The following is a 16,603-nucleotide window of genomic DNA, read 5'->3' on the forward strand; positions in this document are numbered from 1 at the left end:
CGAATGGCCGCTGTTTTGAGTTTTTGTACGCATCGAAACACGTATTTACCCTTGTTTTTAGCCGCTTGGCAGTTGAGCTGATGAAAAATCCTATACATTGTACGCGTTCATGTAACCGAAGAAACCTACCCATTGAAATGCTTTTACTGAAAGCCCCGGCCGCAAACACTGTTGCCAATTATCTGAAGGTCCGGCTGATTGAGTTGGGGGTTCAGGACATGTTCGGCGTTGCGGGAAATTACGCCGCGCCGTTTCTGGACACTGTACTGGCTGATGCGGAACAACGAATCAAACTCCTGGGAACGAGTACCGAAATGAACGCCGGCTACGCCGCCGATGCCTACGCCCGCTACTGTGGCTACGGAGCCGTTTTTGTAACCTACGGCGTTGGCTCTTTCAGTTTACTCAACGCCACCGCAGGCTCTTATGTGGAGAAAGTGCCCGTTCTGGTGATCAACGGCGCACCGACAAATAAAGAGAACATCATCGAAAAAAATGCAGGGCTGCTGTTTTCCCATTCCACGGGGAACCAACTCGCAGACCTGGACGTGTTTCAGAAAGTTACCGTTGCTGCGGAGCGCATCACCAATGCTAACCTTGCTCCGTTTCAGATCGATAAGGTTCTCACCGCGATGATGGCCTGCCAGCAGCCCGCTTACCTGGAAGTTGCCGAAGATGTCTGGCGTGCTCCCTGTCCACCGCCGGTAGGAGAACTGAGGGTAGACCCCGGCCGGACCACCTCGGTTTCCGAAGTCGGCCAGGCGGTTGCTGCGGCAATGGAAGTAATCGAATGCTACCCCCGGGTGGTCGCCTGGGCGGGGATTGAGCTGCGGCAGCAACAGCTTACCGGACCTTTCGAAGCCCTGCTGCACCAACTCAATAAACACGTGCCCGAGGGCGGAACCCCTATTAAATTCATCACTTCTTTCCTGAGTAAATCCGTGCTCGACGAGCAGCACCCATTGTTCGATAGTTGCCGGGTGGTCGGCAAGAACATGACGTACGACCCCCAGCCCGATTACTGCCTGCTGGGTATCGGTGGGTGGACGGTGGATGCCAACGTAGCCAGCCAGAACATCAGGGACGAGCGCCTGATTGTTGCCTGCAACGGCGGCGTTTTGGTTGGCGCGCAGTTCTTCCCGATGGTGGCCCTGCCTGATTTTATCAGGGAACTCAACGCCGCAATTGCTGCGGCCAAACACCTGGAATTGAGCGGTAAAGCGCTGGCTCCGTTGCCCGCTCCTAAGCTGGGGGATATGCTGACGTTCGATACTTTCTTCCACCAATTGCAACGCAATTGGAGACACGACGATATCCTCCTTTCAGGAGTCGGGTTTACGCTCAGTATCGCTTCGTACCTGACCGGAGTCTCCAGAAACGGCTATCTGACCGATGGCGTTTGGCTGTCTATCGGTTATCCCGTTGCCGCAGCAACGGGCGTTGCGCAGGCCTGCCGCCGGATGGCAAAAACCGGGGAATGCAAAAGGACCTTCGTGGTCGTCGGCGATGGCGCTTTTCAAGAGGTATGCCAGGCGGTCTCCGATCAGAACTACCATGGCCAGAACAACGTGGTCTTTGTGCTGTCAAATACCATTTACGGCATCGAGCAGTACCTCGTCAATCCCAATCCTTTCCGTAATTCTCCCGTCGATTACCCTCCTCAGGATGACCTGCTGAACTCCGTTTACAGCTACAACGATCTCCACCAGTGGGATTTCGTAAAGCTGGGCGAATCCTTCGGAAGCATCGGCCGCAGGGTAGAATCACTGGCGCAACTGGAAGAGGTGTTCTGCGAGATCGACGACTGTCCCGACCGGAATTTTCTCGTGGAAATCGTCGTGCCTAAAACCGATATCCCCGCCGATCTGCTCGCCGGGGCCGGTGGTGTCGGCGAAGACGAGACCGCAAACGAAAACTGGCCTCCGGCCGATAAATTTTAGGAGCTGTGGCGGCCTTCCGCTGAACAACCATTTATTACCCGTTTCTTTTCAACCAACCCATAATGCAAAACTTCAAAGACCTCCATGTAAAGGCCGATTATGACATCGCAATCGTCGGTGCCGGCATCGCCGGCCTCTACACTGCTTACCGCCTGATTGAGAACGACGATTCGCTGAAGATCGCCATCTTCGAACGCCTGAACCGTACGGGAGGAAGGTTGGATTCCGACATCATCCGGCTCACCAACAACGGAGAACTGGCCACCGGAAAGCAAAAGCAGGACGTAAACACGATCAAGGAAGAACAGGGTGGCATGCGCTTCAACGACAGCATGAAGGAACTGATGAACCTGATTCGTGAACTAAACCTCGAAAATCAGATCGTGCCCTTCCCGATGAAGAGTGAAGTGGAGCTGAACCCAGGGGCAGACCCCGTAAATACCAACCGCTTTTTCTTCAGAGGGCGCGGCTTTTCCGTAGCCGATGCCGCAGCAGGCAACAACACCATCTGGGGAGAATTGTACGACATCGAACAGGTGGAGAAAAACCTTGACCCCAACCAGATCATCGCCAATGCTTTCAACCGAATTCTGAAGGCCAACGACTGGACCATGGGCGAGGAACTCTCGGCCGACCAGTGGACGGAAGTGCGGGAAAAGGTAGAATGGAAGGGCAAAACCCTCAACCGATGGCACATCTGGGGACTGTTGCGCGACATGGGCTACTCCGAAGAGTGCATCCGGATGCTGGCCGACACAACGGGGTTCCCGGACACCTTCAAGGCTTTCACCAATGCCGGTGGCGCATTTCAGCTGCTGGCGGATTTCCCGAAAAATCCGGTCTACAACACTTTTATCGACGGTTTCAGTACCCTGCCGGATGCCATCGTTGATAAGATCAGCGACCGGGTTTCCATTTTCCTGAGTACTAACCTGAACAGTCTGCACGAGGAAGAGCACGGCTTTGAGCTTCGCCTGTCGGAGGCAGAGTTCGGCCAGAACGCCACGCCGTTCAGCAAGGAGACCAAGTCGGTTTGCGCGAAGCAAATTGTGATTGCCACGGCGGTGAAGGGAATTCAGGATATCTTCTATAAATCTCCGGCTTTGTTCCGACATGCGGAGGCTCCGAAATTATGGGAGGCCATCAATGAAGTGGAAGGTGCAGAGCTGATGAAAATCAACCTTTACTTCAAGGAGGCCTGGTGGCTCAACGGAATGACGGGCCGCCCTGAAATTCAGTTCGGAGGCAATTTTACCACCTTGCCCCTGAATGCGATCTATCCTTTCTACGCGATCGAAAGCCTCGAAACGGAGCAGGGAAAAGTGTCTTTGAAGAAGAGCCACTACGATCGTCCCGCGGCACTGACTTTGTACACCGATTTCAGTAAGAGCCAGTTCTGGGAAGGGTTGCAGAATATCACACCGTCCTTTTCCTCCGACTTGCAGACTCATTTTTCGGATGCCAAAGTGCAGAAGATATTTCCGGCAACGCAGGCGGTGGTTGACGAAATGATGAAACAACTCGGCCTCTTGTTCGGTGCGACCAATTTGCCGGAGCCGATCATGACAAGCTACCGTGCCTGGAACGGCAAAGATGACTTCGAGTATGCTTATCACCAATGGAAACTCAACGCTGAAGACAGCAAGACAAGGGCTTACCTGTCGAAACCGTACAAAGACCGCAACCTGTACTTCTGCAACGAGGCAATTTCTGATATGCAAGCCTGGGTAAACGGGTCTTTGCGCTCAGCAGACCTCGCGCTGGCCCACTTCAGGATCGAGCCTTTGCCCGACGAAGAGGTGGTGGCTCCTACGCTGAAAAGCATCCCGACGGAACAACGGCGGCAGGGCTTCGGCGGTGTATGGGGCTAAGTAGCATTGAAAAAAAGCAACAGGTTTCGGGCGCGGTCGCAGGTGCAATAAGCGTTGGGGCCGTCTTTCGGGCATCTGTGTTTGATCGGGTGAATGCGGTGATCGTCGTGTCCACACAGTGCGGGAAAGGGGCAGGACACGAGTTGGTCACCGGACATAGCGCGGAAACAATCATTATATGTTTAGCCAGGAGACTGTATATTTAGCTTTAGCAAAACACTTTCAGGCTTACTATTGTCCACACTTCCGCTCAGAAACAAACGGAGTTGCAGTTAAAGATCGAGTTGTCCTCGTAAAGTTGATCATTCACCGGACGCTGTTCAGGTTATCCTTTCGGTCTCATCTTTTCAGGGTTAGAACAAGGAAAAACCGGCGCGTTCATCTATTAGTCTTTCCAAACACAGTTTAATGAATTTTAAGGTTTCCCGAACACTGATCAAGTTGTTCCCGATCATTGCAGCAACGCTGTTAGCTATTACTATGAGCAATTGCTCGAACTCTCCCGAGGTTACCGCTACAGATAGTTCAGAAACAAAGAAATACCCCAGCGACGTGCTTCCGTTCCTCGACGAATGGAAGATATTATTGGGGGATGGAACTAACGTGAAGGACCTCATCGGCTACGAGGAGAAAGATTTCTTCTACGCTGCCAATGACGGAGCGGACTGGGTTGTCTATAAAACGCCGAACTCCGGTACCACGTCGAAAAACTCCAGCAATACCCGGACAGAATTGCATCAGGTAGAAGAATGGCTGCCCAAAACCGGGGGTAAACTCACGGGAACCCTGAAGGTGATGCACGTCTCTACCTCCGGAGACGCAAGGGTAGCTGCTTCGTACTCAGTCGTAGTGGGGCAGATTCATGGTTCGGAAGGTCACGAGAACGAACCGATTAAGATATTCTACAAGAAGTTTCCCGGCCATACCAAAGGTTCGGTCTTCTGGAATTACGAGATCAACACCGAAGGGGACGATAACTCGGGCCGGTGGGATTACTCCGAAGCGGTGTGGGGCTACGACATGTCGGTTGTGGGCGAAACCGCAAATACGTATCCGGAAGAACCTGCAGACGGAATAGCCTTGGGTGAGGAGTTCAGCTATGAGATAAACGTATTCGAAGGAGTCATGTACGTTTCTTTCTCGAGTAAGGGGCATCCTCCGGTGTCGTTCACCAAGAGCCTGATTGCTACGGATTTTGCTGAATACGCCGATATCCCCGAGCAGACCCAAAGGGTGTTCGTTCCGATTGGCCAGGATGGAACGGAGCGTGCGATGGCTTACGCCGGCGAGCTTCAGTATTTCAAGCAGGGGGCGTATAACCAAACCAACGGTAAGGCTCCGGAAACCAATATGATCTGGAGCACAGGAGCCGACATCTACGGAGGAGACATCGAAAAGCAGTACGCCAACGGAAGTTATGCTGAAGTTTGGTTTAAAGACGCTACCGTCGGGCCGGGCACCCCGGTGAACAGATAAAACGGGCTTCATTGCTCCTTTGTCCCTCCCCACTGCACCTGCGTTCTGCGCCCGCAAAAGAATCAGGTGGTGTGCTACAAACCTAAACGGCAACCAACCGTTAGTAAGGCCAAAGCCGTTTATGCCCATGCGTTCCCTCCTGTACCTTGCTATTATCTGCACTCTGATTGCCCTGCCGTTTGCCTGCGGCAAAACCGATCACCTTCAGGGGCGGAACCTGTACCTTCAGCATTGCGCGAGTTGCCATTTTGAAACGGGGGAGGGGCTGCGCCAGCTTATGCCACCCCTGGCCGGGTCGGATTACCTGGAAAAAAATCCGGGGATGGTGGTTCGGGGCATCCGTAAGGGAATGTCCGGAGAGATGGTCGTAAACGGAGTGACCTTTAACCACGAGATGCCCGGTAATAAGGAGCTTTCCGAATTCCAGATCGTCAACATCATGAACTACATCAATCAGGCCTGGGGGAACGACTTTGGGAAGATTACCGTGGAGGAGACCCGGAGATGGCTGGAAGAATAGCGGCTGTGCGACGTGTGCGCATTACGTGAGCCCGGATAGTACCCGGAGCGGGTAAAATTCGTACTTTGGCCTCACCAAAGGCCGGGCTAACCCCGTGCCATAACCTAAACCAGCGGCGGCTTACCTATGAAGAACCGTTTACTCTTACTACTGATCTGTGCCCTTACCGGCCTGCCGAACCTATTTTCCCAGTCTACTTTCCTTATCAATGAAGGTAGCTCGACTGATTGTACCGGCCAACTTTTTGACACCGGTGGCCCCGACGGAAACTACGGCACAGACGAAAATAACGTCTTTGTGATCTGCCCCGCCGGAGGCAGCGATTGTATTGAGTTTACCCTCGAATACTACGACTTCGACAATACTACCGGGGGAGACCGGCTCACGATCTATGACGGCGATTTTAACAATGAAATTGCGGAAGAGATCGTCGTCCTGGGCGGTACTGCTAACAGCGGCGGAGAAGCCGACGGCGGCGTTTGCTTCCGCACCTTTGCCACCAACGGTTGTCTCTCGGTCGCTTTCAACTCAGACGGTGATTCCGAAAGAGCTGGCTTCTCGGCCAGCTGGAACTGTGCCCCCGCAGATTGTGACGCGGCCCTGCCCATCGAGGTGGATACATCCGTTACTCTTGATGCCCTGACCGAGTCTATCCGCCGGCCGGGTACCGTTATTTCCAACATCACCCTTAACTGCCCCTCCGGCCAATATGGCGTCTTTACCGGTGACGGTTCAGACCTCGGCATCCCCACTGGAATTCTATTAACCACCGGCTCCGCCGCCGCAGCGGTTGGACCCAACACCGGAGGAAGCCTTGGCTCAGACCAATTAGCACCTTTCGGCCCCGGAGATGCTGACCTCGATTCGCTTGGTACTTTACTCGGAGACTTCAATATCTCCCAGGATGCATGTGTACTGGAACTCGATGTTGTTGTGAATACCGATGAACTGGTCTTCGACTATGCTTTCGGGTCCGATGAATACCCGGAATTTGTGGACAATCAGGTGAATGACATTTTCGCCTTCTTTATCAGTGGCCCCGGAATCGACGGCGTAGCAGAACTCAACGGACAGCAAAACATCGCCGTCCTCGATAACGAACAGCAGACTGTGGTCCAGATCGACAGTATCAACGACAATTCCAATAACCAGTATTACCGCAATAACCGCCTCGGCCAGAGTGTGGCTTACGATGGTATTACCAGCGGATACCGTGGAGACCCCAAAACCTTGCGCGCACGCGCCAATGTGATCCCTTGTGAAACCTATCACCTCAAACTAGCCATCGCTGACCGGGGCGACCACCTCTACGATTCAGGTGTATTCATCGGGGGGCTCGATGGTGGCTTGCCGGACATCGATATTACCATGACCGCAGGTATCGACTTCCTCGTCGAGGAATGCCTCAACGTCGAGGACTCTATCCGGATCACCTACAACAACCGCAAAGACGTTCCCCAGAGCTTCGAGCTGCAAACCGGCGGTTCGGCCGAAAGAAATGTGGACTATATTCTTCCCGGTTTGCCTGCAAACATCGTTTTCCCTCCGGGATTAAGCGTCCTCACTTTCCCCATCGTGATCATCGCCGACGGAACAGAGGAAGGGGAAGAAGAAATCACCTTCACCTTCGTGGCCGACTTCGGCTGTAATACCGACGTCGATGTAAGCGCTGTTTCCATACCACTACGCGACCGGATCGATGTGGAACTCGTGGCTGAAAACAGTACTGGTCCTATTTACTTCTGTCCGGGATCCACTTTTGATCTGTCGGCTACTGGGGCCAGTTCCTACACTTGGTCCACTAATACCGGCGTCATCATTGCTACCGGAAACGTAACGTCCGTTACGCCGGAAGGCGACGGGCAGGTTACCCTGGTGGGCACGGTAGGTTTTTGTACCGACACCCTGGTGTTCGATCTGGTTGCAGTAGAAACCGAAGTGGAAATCACCAATCCCGATACCCTCATGATCTGCCGGGGAGATACTGTTCAGTTGATGCAAACCAATAACGTGGAAGATCAGGGCGTAAACTGGCTGACCACCTCAGGTTTTATCGACAGCCCCGATACGCCTAACCCTTTTGTAGTACCCAACTTCTCCCGCTTCTACACCGTAGAGGTTGGCCCCGGAGGCGGATGTAGCGCAAAGGATTCGATCTACATCGATGTCGATGTCTTCATTGTACCGGAACTGATCAGTGACACCCTGCTTTGCCAGGGTTATCCCATCATGCTGGCCAGCGACAGCCTTCGTGTTACGGGTAATACCCTCTACGATTTCAGCCCCGGAGACTTTCTTGCCGATTCAACCGATGTGAACGCGGTGTACGATCCTGCGGTATTCATCGACACTACCTTTACTCTGGTTTCTACTGCGGAGAATGGTGCTTGTTCGGACACCCAATCGGTTCGGGTAGAGCTTATCCGCAGTAACCTCGAGATTTTCGGCGGAGACACTATTTTCCGTTGTGTAGGGGACGAGGTGACCGTCATCGAAGTTGGAGCAGATCCTTTTGCCGGCCTGGATGTCCGCTGGTTCCCAAGTACGGGTGTTATCGGGTCAACCACCGAATCTACGCTGCGCGTAGCTCCGCAAACCGAGGTGAAATACTACGTTGAAGCAATTGTGAACGGATGTTACCAGATCGATTCGGTCGTTGTGCGCACCGATTCTCTTCCGGCCAATACCGACCTCACGCTTGACCCTCTGAAAGATCCGTTCTGTCAGGGAGACACCTTTTACATCCAGTCTCCGATCTATGATGTGGGAGACTTCCCGCTGATTACCCACGAATGGACGGTAGCTCCGGGCATCGCCAGCCCGCAGGAACTGTACAACGCAGTTGTTTTTGCGCAAGATTCTGCCCTCTTTACCCGCATCACCGAGAATGGTGCCTGTGGCCGTATCGACACCTTCCAGGTGAACGTGATCAAGCCTCCAATCCTGATTTTCGATCCTGCTGATCCTTCCGTTTGTCCGGGAACACCACTTCAGATCAACGTCAGCTTCGACCCTTCCGGCCCTAACGGAGAACTGGAATGGGAAGACCCGAACGGTACCCTCAGCTGCGATGATTGCCTTGATCCCGTAGCAACGGTAAACGAACCAACCTCTTACAACATTGAGGTCACCTCCGAAGGCTCTGATTGTACCATGCCTTCAATGTACGCTATTGACATTATCGTCGATCAGGAGCCCGTGCTGACCAACGAGACTACCGTGTGTACCGGAGATGCCCGCCGGGTAATTGTCGGTAACATTAACCCCGACTACACCTACCGCATCGTTGGCGGAGGAATTGATTCCTCTGACCCGGAAGTACTGGTCACCCCGCCGGCTGATAACACCACCTACGTCGTAACTACGATTGGTGAATGCGAGACCTTTACCGACGAAGTAACTTTCCGCCTGCGCGATCAGTTCACGGTTTCTGCGTCCGGTCCTGAGGTTGTCTGTAAGGGCGACGATGTCACCCTCACCGCTCAGTTGAGCGACGATACCCAGGGTACTTTCGTCTGGACTGTCGACGGCGAAGAGATAGGTACCGGAATTCAAATTTCGGTTACACCCGAAATGGCTGCGACCTACGTCGTAACTTTCACCGGTGATGCCTGTGGAACCACTGCTACCGCTTCTACATCTGTGGATGTTGTTGCCGCAGATTTTGAACCAATCGTTATCGCTACTCTTGAAAACGGGGTTGAGGTAGATACTGTCTTCAGCGGAAATACGGTTACCCTCTCTGTTCTGGGCGTACCGGATGGCCTGGCTGTCAACTATGAGTGGAGCGGAAACCTGAATCCGGACATGGGTAATGGTGAAACGATTACCGTCATGGTTCCCGGTCCGAATGAAAACGCTCCCGATAACCTGCGCTACAACGTAACGGTTACTACCCAGGAGGGCGGTTGTCCTTTCTTTGATGGTATTGTTACCAAAATTGAAGAATCAGACTACGAAATCCCCGAGTTGATCACGCCGAACGGAGATGACGTAAACGATGAGTTCCGGGTCTACTACGGTGGACAGATCACTGACTTCAGTATGATCATATTCAACCGCTGGGGCCAGCAGATATACTCATCTTCTGACGTTGATCAGGCCTGGGATGGTACTAAAAACGGTACGCCTCAGAACAGCGACATCTACCTCTACCTGGTCAAGTTCCGGATCAACGGAGCAGAAGTGAGTGAAGAAGGACAGTTCAGTCTCGTACGCTAACACTAAAAACAGGTGCTGTATCCGAGTACTTTAAAGCGTAACGGATACAGCACCATTTATAGTTGCCTCGGTCGTCAAAAGTCAGCTGGGATGGCCGAGGCAACTATATCAACGGTCAGGCGCGACCGCAGGTGCAATACAAGTTAAAGGCACCGTTGTAACATATCTGCTAAAACCAAAGCGGCCAGAACTCCAATCAAGGAGTTCTGGCCGCTTTCTGTTTCGACTTTTTTGTCTTGAGGTAGGGTTTAGTCAACCAGGGTGACTTTACCTGAGGACACGTCGTACATCGCACCAACAATGATCAGTTTTCCTTCGTCAACCAATCCCTTGAGTACAGAACTGCGCTCAGGAATGGCCTTCACATTGAGGCGAACGTTCTCTTCGGCAACACGATCGACGAACTCCTTGTTCTTAGAGCTTCGGTCGGTGCCTGGTTCGGTCTTAACCGCGTCTACGGCAGGCTTGATTTTATCGAGCATTTGGGTCAGGTGACCAAGTTCTGCGTTGTCGCAGGCGCCTTTCACGCCGCCACACGAAGTGTGGCCGAGGACCATAATAACCATCGAACCCGCCAGCTTACAACCAAACTCCAGGCTGCCCAGAATGTCGTCGTTGATGAAGTTGCCGGCAATCCGGATACTGAACAGGTCGCCAACGCCCTGGTCGAAAACCAGTTCGGCGGGGACGCGGGAGTCGATGCAGCTGAGTACGCATGCGAAGGGATATTGCCCTTCAGCGGTAGCGTTGACCTGCTCGATGAAGTGACGTTCAGCAGGGCTTTGGCTCAGGAAGCGCTTATTGCCTTCCAGGAGAATGCGCAGTGCAGCTTCCGGGGTTAACTGAGCCTGAGTTTCCTTAGTTTGAGTATGCATTTCGAAGTTTGTTTTTAATTCTGGTTGAGTTGCTCCGAAAGGGTAGGGGAGCAGGGGTGATAGCAGGTTACGGCTTCATCAGCCGAAATGGGACTTGCTCAGCTGGCAGATACCTTTACTACCTTGCCTGATAGCTTTACTGTCATATCAGGGTAGACAAGGTTCTTACTCGGAAGGTTCACTGAAATTTGAAAAAAAGCTGCCGTAATCCTAAAAAGCTATTTGTTCGGGAGTTTAAGCAGGGTGGAGGTCCAGAACCAAAGCATCTCTTCCAGCCGTTCGCTGAGGTCATCGCCAGACTTAAGGTCGGTGAGTTGGGGGATGTGGCCTGCGAAATACGGATGGTTATGGGCCATCTCGAACAAAGAGGTGGCGAGGGTTCTGGGGTAGGGGAAGTCAGGGTTTACTGCGAGGAGGAGTTGGCAGATCTCATCGCTCAGGCTTTTGTAGCCGTGGAATACACCTTTATTATTCTGTTGGTCCACGCTTTTGGTGTGATAGGCTTTAGAGCCTTCGCTGATCACGATCTGGTGGAGCTTACGCTCGTCGATATAAGGCACGCCGGGGTTGTCCACGAAAGGCCGGGTGAGGGCCGCAATTGCAGCTTTCAGTCGTTCATCGGGTTCTGCCTTCCCGGCAATGTCGCGGTTGACGAGGTGGTGTACCCAGTCCCAGTACCAGTTAACGAGGTACAACAGCAGCTGGTGTTTGTTACTGAAATAACGGTAGACGCTCGCTTCTGCCGATCCGAGTCTGGCGGCCAGCTTTTTAAAGTTGAACGCTTCCAGCCCCAGTTCATCCATCAGGTGAATAGAATTGGAAAGAATCCTGCGGCCCAGGTCGGTATCTTGCGGATCTCTTAAAAAAAGTTCCGGAGCAGGAAGAATGCGTACCTGAATGGCCATAGTCTGTAGCTTAATTAATTCTTTGAAAGGGGAAACACTAAATAAGACGAGTGCCAGGGCCAATTGTAACCTCGTAAAACTCGGGTTGCTGGTCGTACTTCATGGCGTACACCAACGACAGGTGGTCTTTCAGGGCGGGAATACTATCGGTCTTAACGAGGTTGATCGTACAGCCACCAAAGCCTCCTCCCATGATTCGTGAGCCAGCAACAAGCTCGGCGAAATGCTCCACCGCTTCACGCTGCAGGAAATCCACCTCGGCACAACTGACTTCAAAGTCGTCCCGCAGGCCGGCATGAGTTGCGTTCAGCAACTTGCCCGCCGTAGTGGCGTCGCCCTCGTTTAGTGCCCGTGCCATTTCTTCGACCCGTTGGTTTTCGGAAATCACGTACTGAGCCCGGCTACGCTCTTTCGCCGAAAGCTTCGCCTCGACGGCTGAGAGTTGCTCATCCGTCGCGTGGCTGAGGCAATTGACGTCAGGGTTAACAGCCCGAATAGCTGCCAGCGCTGCTGCACATTCTTTCACCCGTACGGGGTACTCACTGCTGCCTAACTCGTGGGTAACCATAGAGTTTACCAGTATCCAGGAATATCCCGGCAGATCTGCGACAACGGGCGTGAAGTGTAATGTTTCGCAATCCAGCTTTATCGGGCCGTCAGCAGAGCCGTTGAGGCTCGCAAACTGATCCATGATGCCGGTGGGTACGCCGATATAGTTGTTGCTGCTGCGGCGGCACAAGACGGCCAGCTGCGGCCGGCCGATGCCGGCCCCGGTAACTTCGTTGAGCAAGAAGGCCATGCCGCCCTCCAGGGCGGCAGAACTGCTCATTCCCGATCCACGGGGGACGTTGCCGCCAAAAACAATCTCCAGTGCGGGTACTTCGTGGCCAAGTAGCTGAAACTCGTGTACGATTCCTGCAAGGTAGTCTACCCAAAGCTCCCCCGTCTTCTTTGTACCTACGGGTAAGGAAAGCGTAAACTGTTCATTCAGGTCGACCGCATGCAGCCGTAAGGCATTACCTTCAATCGGGCGGGCGTAGAACTCGATGCCTTTGTCGATCGCAGCTGGCATGACCAGTCCTCCGGTATAGTCGGTATGTTCCCCGATGATATTGATCCGCCCGGGAGAGTGAAGCGCAAAGGGGAATTCTGAACCAGATGAATGATCAGCTAAATAGCTTTTGATGTGAGGCAGCATAATGTTATTTATCTCAACGCTAAAGCGCAGAAAGCGAATGACTGTGTTTTCTCCGGCAAGAGATGGTGGCGCGCGGAAACCTGACTTCGGGCAGCAGGAAGGCCGCAGACAGGTTTTTCCGCGCTCCTCTACGCGAAGCTACTCACTGTCATCCATCGTGTGGAAGACGTTTGCAACATCGTCGTCTTCTTCCAGCTTTTCGATCAGAACCAGGACATCGTCCACTTCCGAGTCGGTCAGCTTCTTGGTGTGGGTCGGTATACGGATGAGTTCTGCTTTGGCCACTTCGATCTTGCGTTTCTCGAGCTCGTCCCGCAGGGTGGCAAAGTCTTCGAATGCGGTGTAAAAGTTGATCTCGTCTTCTTCCTTCTCGATGCTGTCGAGGCCGAAGTCGATCAGTTCGAGCTCGAGTTCTTCGAGGTCGCCATCAAAGTTCTCTTCTTTAACGATGAACTGGCCCTTACGGACAAACATATAGTCTACCGAACCATTGGTGCCGAGGCTGCCTCCGTACTTATTGAAGGCGTGGCGGATACTGGCTACGGTGCGGTTGTTGTTGTCTGATGTTGCTTCAACGAACACAGCTATGCCGTGGGGCCCGTAGCCCTCGAAAGTTACCTCTTCGTAAGCAGAGGTGTCTTTATCTGTTGCCCGTTTGATGGCTGCATCAATATTGGCCTTAGGCATGTTCACGGCCTTGGCGTTGTTCATCGCCAGGCGAAGCCTCGGGTTGTAATCCGGGTCAGGACCACCTTCTTTGATGGCGATGTTGATCTCACGACCAACTTTAGTAAAGGCTTTGGCCATGCCCGCCCAGCGTTTCATTTTCGCTGCTTTGCGGTATTCAAATGCGCGTCCCATGGAATCTGATTTTAATTGGACGGCAAATATAGCAAGCTAAAAATGGAGTAGTATATAAAGGTGCTGGAAATTAGGATAAGCGCAAAGCCAGTGGGCCCCTTCCGGGCTTTTATTGAGCCGTCTTCCGGAAATCTGACGTTTTATGACAAACAAATTCAGTTCTTTTCAGAACCATTTCATTCACCCGAACATTAGGACGGCACCACCGTGTTAAAAGACTTATAAGTGACTGTGCCTGGTCACTCTCGTCTTAACCCGGGGCTAAAGAGTGTTTTACAAACCCGAACCAAATACTAAATGAACTATCAACCTTACATCGGCAAAACGGCTATCGTGACTGGAGCGGCCAATGGAATTGGCTTCGCCATCGCCAAGCACTTGCTGCACGAAGGAGCAAACGTTGTTGTAAACGACATTGATCAGGAAGCAGCGGATATTGCCGTCGATAAGATCAATAAAAGTTGTGAATACTGCGACGCCCGCGCCTACGCCATCGCCGGCGATGCCGGCGACCCGGTCTTTATCCGCAAGATGGTGGATTTTGCCGCCAAAATAGAGAACAGCAAGCTCGACATGATCGTAGCCAACGCAGGACTTACCGAATTCGGTGATTTCTTCGAGTTCAGCCCGGAAAGCTTTCAGAAGGTGGTTGATCTCAACCTGAGGGGAGCTTTTTTCCTCTCCCAAACGGCCGCAAAGCTGATGAAGGAACAAGGCGGTGGCGGCAATATCGTCCTTATCGGCTCCAACGTAGGCGCACGGGCGTACAAAAACCTTGCGGCCTACGGAATGTCGAAGGCCGGTATCAGTATGTTGGCCAAGCAACTTGTATTGCCCCTGGGGCCACTAGGTATCAGTATCAATTGTGTGTCTCCGGGAGCAACGCTCACCGAGCGAACGATGGAGGAAGAACCGGACTACGCCGGGATATGGTCGAAGCTGAACCCGAACGGGAGAGTGGGAATGCCCGAAGACATCGCCCATACGGTTGCTTTTATGCTGAGCCCGCAGGCACGTCATATTACCGGACAAACCCTGCTCGTCGATGGAGGCTGGACCGCTTACGGGCCTTCGCCCTTTACCGCAGAACGCCTCCGAAACGACCTGCCCAACGGCGTGTCTGTTCAGTAAACCCGCCTTGCATCCTGCGTCCCCGCCCCAACCGGCTTTGTTCTTATTTCAGTTCTTATTTGGCGGTTCGCTTATCAAAGCGGTACTTTCAGACCCAAATTTAAATTGATGATAAGCTTGGGATTACACTGGAAAATTTTGATAGGTATGGTTGTCGGGGTGGCTTTCGGCCTCCTGGCGGTGAATGTGGGTTGGGGTGAGTTTGTGGTCGACTGGATCAAGCCTTTCGGTACCATCTTCATCAACTGCCTGAAACTGATCGCAATACCGTTGATCGTTGCCAGTCTAATCAAGGGAATCACCGACCTGAAGGACATTTCCAAGCTATCCGCAATGGGGGGGCGTACCATTGGTATTTACGTAGGTACAACCGTCCTTGCCATCGTCATCGGCCTGGGAATTGTAAACCTCGTAGGCCCGGGTCGCGGCCTCGACGAGTCTACCCGCGACAGTCTCCTCAACGATTTTGCCTCCGATGCCGGAGCACGTATCGATGCTGCCGCTGCGCAGCGGGAGGCAGGTCCGTTGCAAGCCCTCGTGGACCTGGTGCCCGACAACATCGTCGGTGCTGCAACCAGCAACGGAAACATGCTGCAGGTGATCTTCTTCGTCATCTGTTTTGGTATTGGCCTTATCCTCATCGACCCTAAGAAGGCGAAGCCCGTAAAGGACTTTTTCGACGGGGTCAACGATGTTATTCTGAAATTGATCGACCTCATCATGATGGCGGCGCCCTATGGCGTATTCGCCCTGCTTGCAGCTCTGGTGGTGGATGCCCCGAGCACCGATCTGTTCATGGCGCTGCTGTACTATTCCCTCTGTGTTTTGGCTGGTTTGGGCCTTATGATCGGCGTGGTTTATCCCGCCCTGGTAAAGGTATTCACCGGCCGCAGCCCCGGCTTTTTCTTCAAGGGTATCAGCCCCGCTCAGTTGCTGGCTTTCTCTACGAGCTCAAGTGCTGCAACGCTGCCGGTAACGATGGAAAGGGTGGAGGAACACCTGGGAGTAGATGAGGAAGTGACCTCCTTTGTGCTCCCGATTGGCGCAACAATTAATATGGATGGTACGAGTCTTTACCAGGCCGTTGCGGCAGTATTCATCGCTCAGGCTTACGGAATGGACCTCGACCTGATGACCCAGTTGGGCATCATCACTACGGCACTGGCGGCGAGTATCGGCTCAGCAGCAGTGCCTGGCGCTGGTATGGTAATGCTCGTGATCGTGCTCGGTCAGGCGGGCATCCCCGAAGCGGGGCTTGCGCTCATCTTCGCGGTAGACCGTCCGTTGGATATGTGCCGTACGGTCGCCAACGTCACCGGAGACGCAACGGTAGCGATGCTGGTGGCCAAATCGGTCGATAAGCTCGGCGAGCCGCAGGAGCGCAAGATCGATGATTTCTACAAGGCCGAGTAGGCGCGAACGCAGGATGCAAAGGCGGGTTTTTAAAAGCAGGATACGTAACCCTGCTGTCAGGTACTACGTCTATTGTTAGCACGTAACAGCTCTGAGTTTTGCGATACTGCGTTTACAGCAGGCGCTGCTTCAGCAGCAGACTTAGTTATTCAAGGCTCCGTTGAAGCGCGGACCTGCCGGAGGCGGATATGC

General features: G+C 53.1%; 11 protein-coding genes. 7 read left to right on the top strand and 4 right to left on the bottom strand.

Annotated features, from left to right (window positions below):
* Window positions 1–137: 137 nt before the first annotated feature.
* The 5 genes from FUA23_RS17290 to FUA23_RS17310 all read left to right on the top strand — a co-directional run bounded on the left by FUA23_RS17290 (window position 138) and on the right by FUA23_RS17310 (window position 10,028).
* Window positions 138–1,940, top strand: a complete 1,803-nt coding sequence (locus FUA23_RS17290; RefSeq protein WP_147932021.1) for a thiamine pyrophosphate-binding protein — start codon at window positions 138–140, stop codon at window positions 1,938–1,940.
* A gap of 62 nt (window positions 1,941–2,002) precedes the next feature.
* Complete coding sequence (locus tag FUA23_RS17295; RefSeq protein WP_147932022.1) at window positions 2,003–3,811, top strand: flavin monoamine oxidase family protein; 1,809 nt, start codon at window positions 2,003–2,005, stop codon at window positions 3,809–3,811.
* Between the two features lie 408 nt (window positions 3,812–4,219).
* Window positions 4,220–5,287 carry a polysaccharide lyase family 7 protein gene (locus tag FUA23_RS17300; protein ID WP_147932023.1) on the top strand — a complete coding sequence of 356 codons (1,068 nt, stop codon included), beginning with the start codon at window positions 4,220–4,222 and terminating at the stop codon, window positions 5,285–5,287.
* Between the two features lie 127 nt (window positions 5,288–5,414).
* The gene (locus FUA23_RS17305) at window positions 5,415–5,807 is read left to right on the top strand and encodes a c-type cytochrome (protein WP_187271111.1); all 393 of its coding nucleotides are present in this window, start codon (window positions 5,415–5,417) and stop codon (window positions 5,805–5,807) included.
* A gap of 126 nt (window positions 5,808–5,933) precedes the next feature.
* Entirely contained in the window at window positions 5,934–10,028 is a 4,095-nt protein-coding gene (locus FUA23_RS17310; protein WP_147932025.1) for a choice-of-anchor L domain-containing protein, read from the top strand.
* A 248-nt stretch (window positions 10,029–10,276) separates the two neighbouring features.
* Here the strand turns inward: FUA23_RS17310 and FUA23_RS17315 are convergent, their stop codons facing one another.
* From FUA23_RS17315 to FUA23_RS17330, 4 genes are all read right to left on the bottom strand, one after another.
* Complete coding sequence (locus tag FUA23_RS17315; protein WP_147932026.1) at window positions 10,277–10,903, bottom strand: carbonic anhydrase family protein; 627 nt, start codon at window positions 10,901–10,903, stop codon at window positions 10,277–10,279.
* Window positions 10,904–11,121: 218 nt separating this feature from the next.
* Entirely contained in the window at window positions 11,122–11,808 is a 687-nt protein-coding gene (locus FUA23_RS17320) for a TetR/AcrR family transcriptional regulator (protein ID WP_147932027.1), read from the bottom strand.
* Between the two features lie 37 nt (window positions 11,809–11,845).
* Complete coding sequence (galK, locus tag FUA23_RS17325; RefSeq protein WP_147932028.1) at window positions 11,846–13,006, bottom strand: galactokinase; 1,161 nt, start codon at window positions 13,004–13,006, stop codon at window positions 11,846–11,848.
* 138 nt (window positions 13,007–13,144) lie between these two features.
* Window positions 13,145–13,867: a YebC/PmpR family DNA-binding transcriptional regulator gene (locus FUA23_RS17330; RefSeq protein ID WP_147932029.1), complete on the bottom strand. Its 723-nt coding sequence runs from the start codon at window positions 13,865–13,867 to the stop codon at window positions 13,145–13,147.
* 297 nt (window positions 13,868–14,164) lie between these two features.
* Between FUA23_RS17330 and FUA23_RS17335 the strand changes: the two genes are divergently transcribed.
* Complete coding sequence (locus tag FUA23_RS17335) at window positions 14,165–14,998, top strand: SDR family NAD(P)-dependent oxidoreductase (RefSeq protein WP_147932030.1); 834 nt, start codon at window positions 14,165–14,167, stop codon at window positions 14,996–14,998.
* A 108-nt stretch (window positions 14,999–15,106) separates the two neighbouring features.
* Entirely contained in the window at window positions 15,107–16,411 is a 1,305-nt protein-coding gene (locus tag FUA23_RS17340; RefSeq protein ID WP_147932031.1) for a dicarboxylate/amino acid:cation symporter, read from the top strand.
* Window positions 16,412–16,603: the final 192 nt, after the last annotated feature.

This window comes from Neolewinella aurantiaca (genome assembly GCF_008014675.1).
GTDB classification, from domain to species: Bacteria; Bacteroidota; Bacteroidia; order Chitinophagales; family Saprospiraceae; genus Neolewinella; species Neolewinella aurantiaca.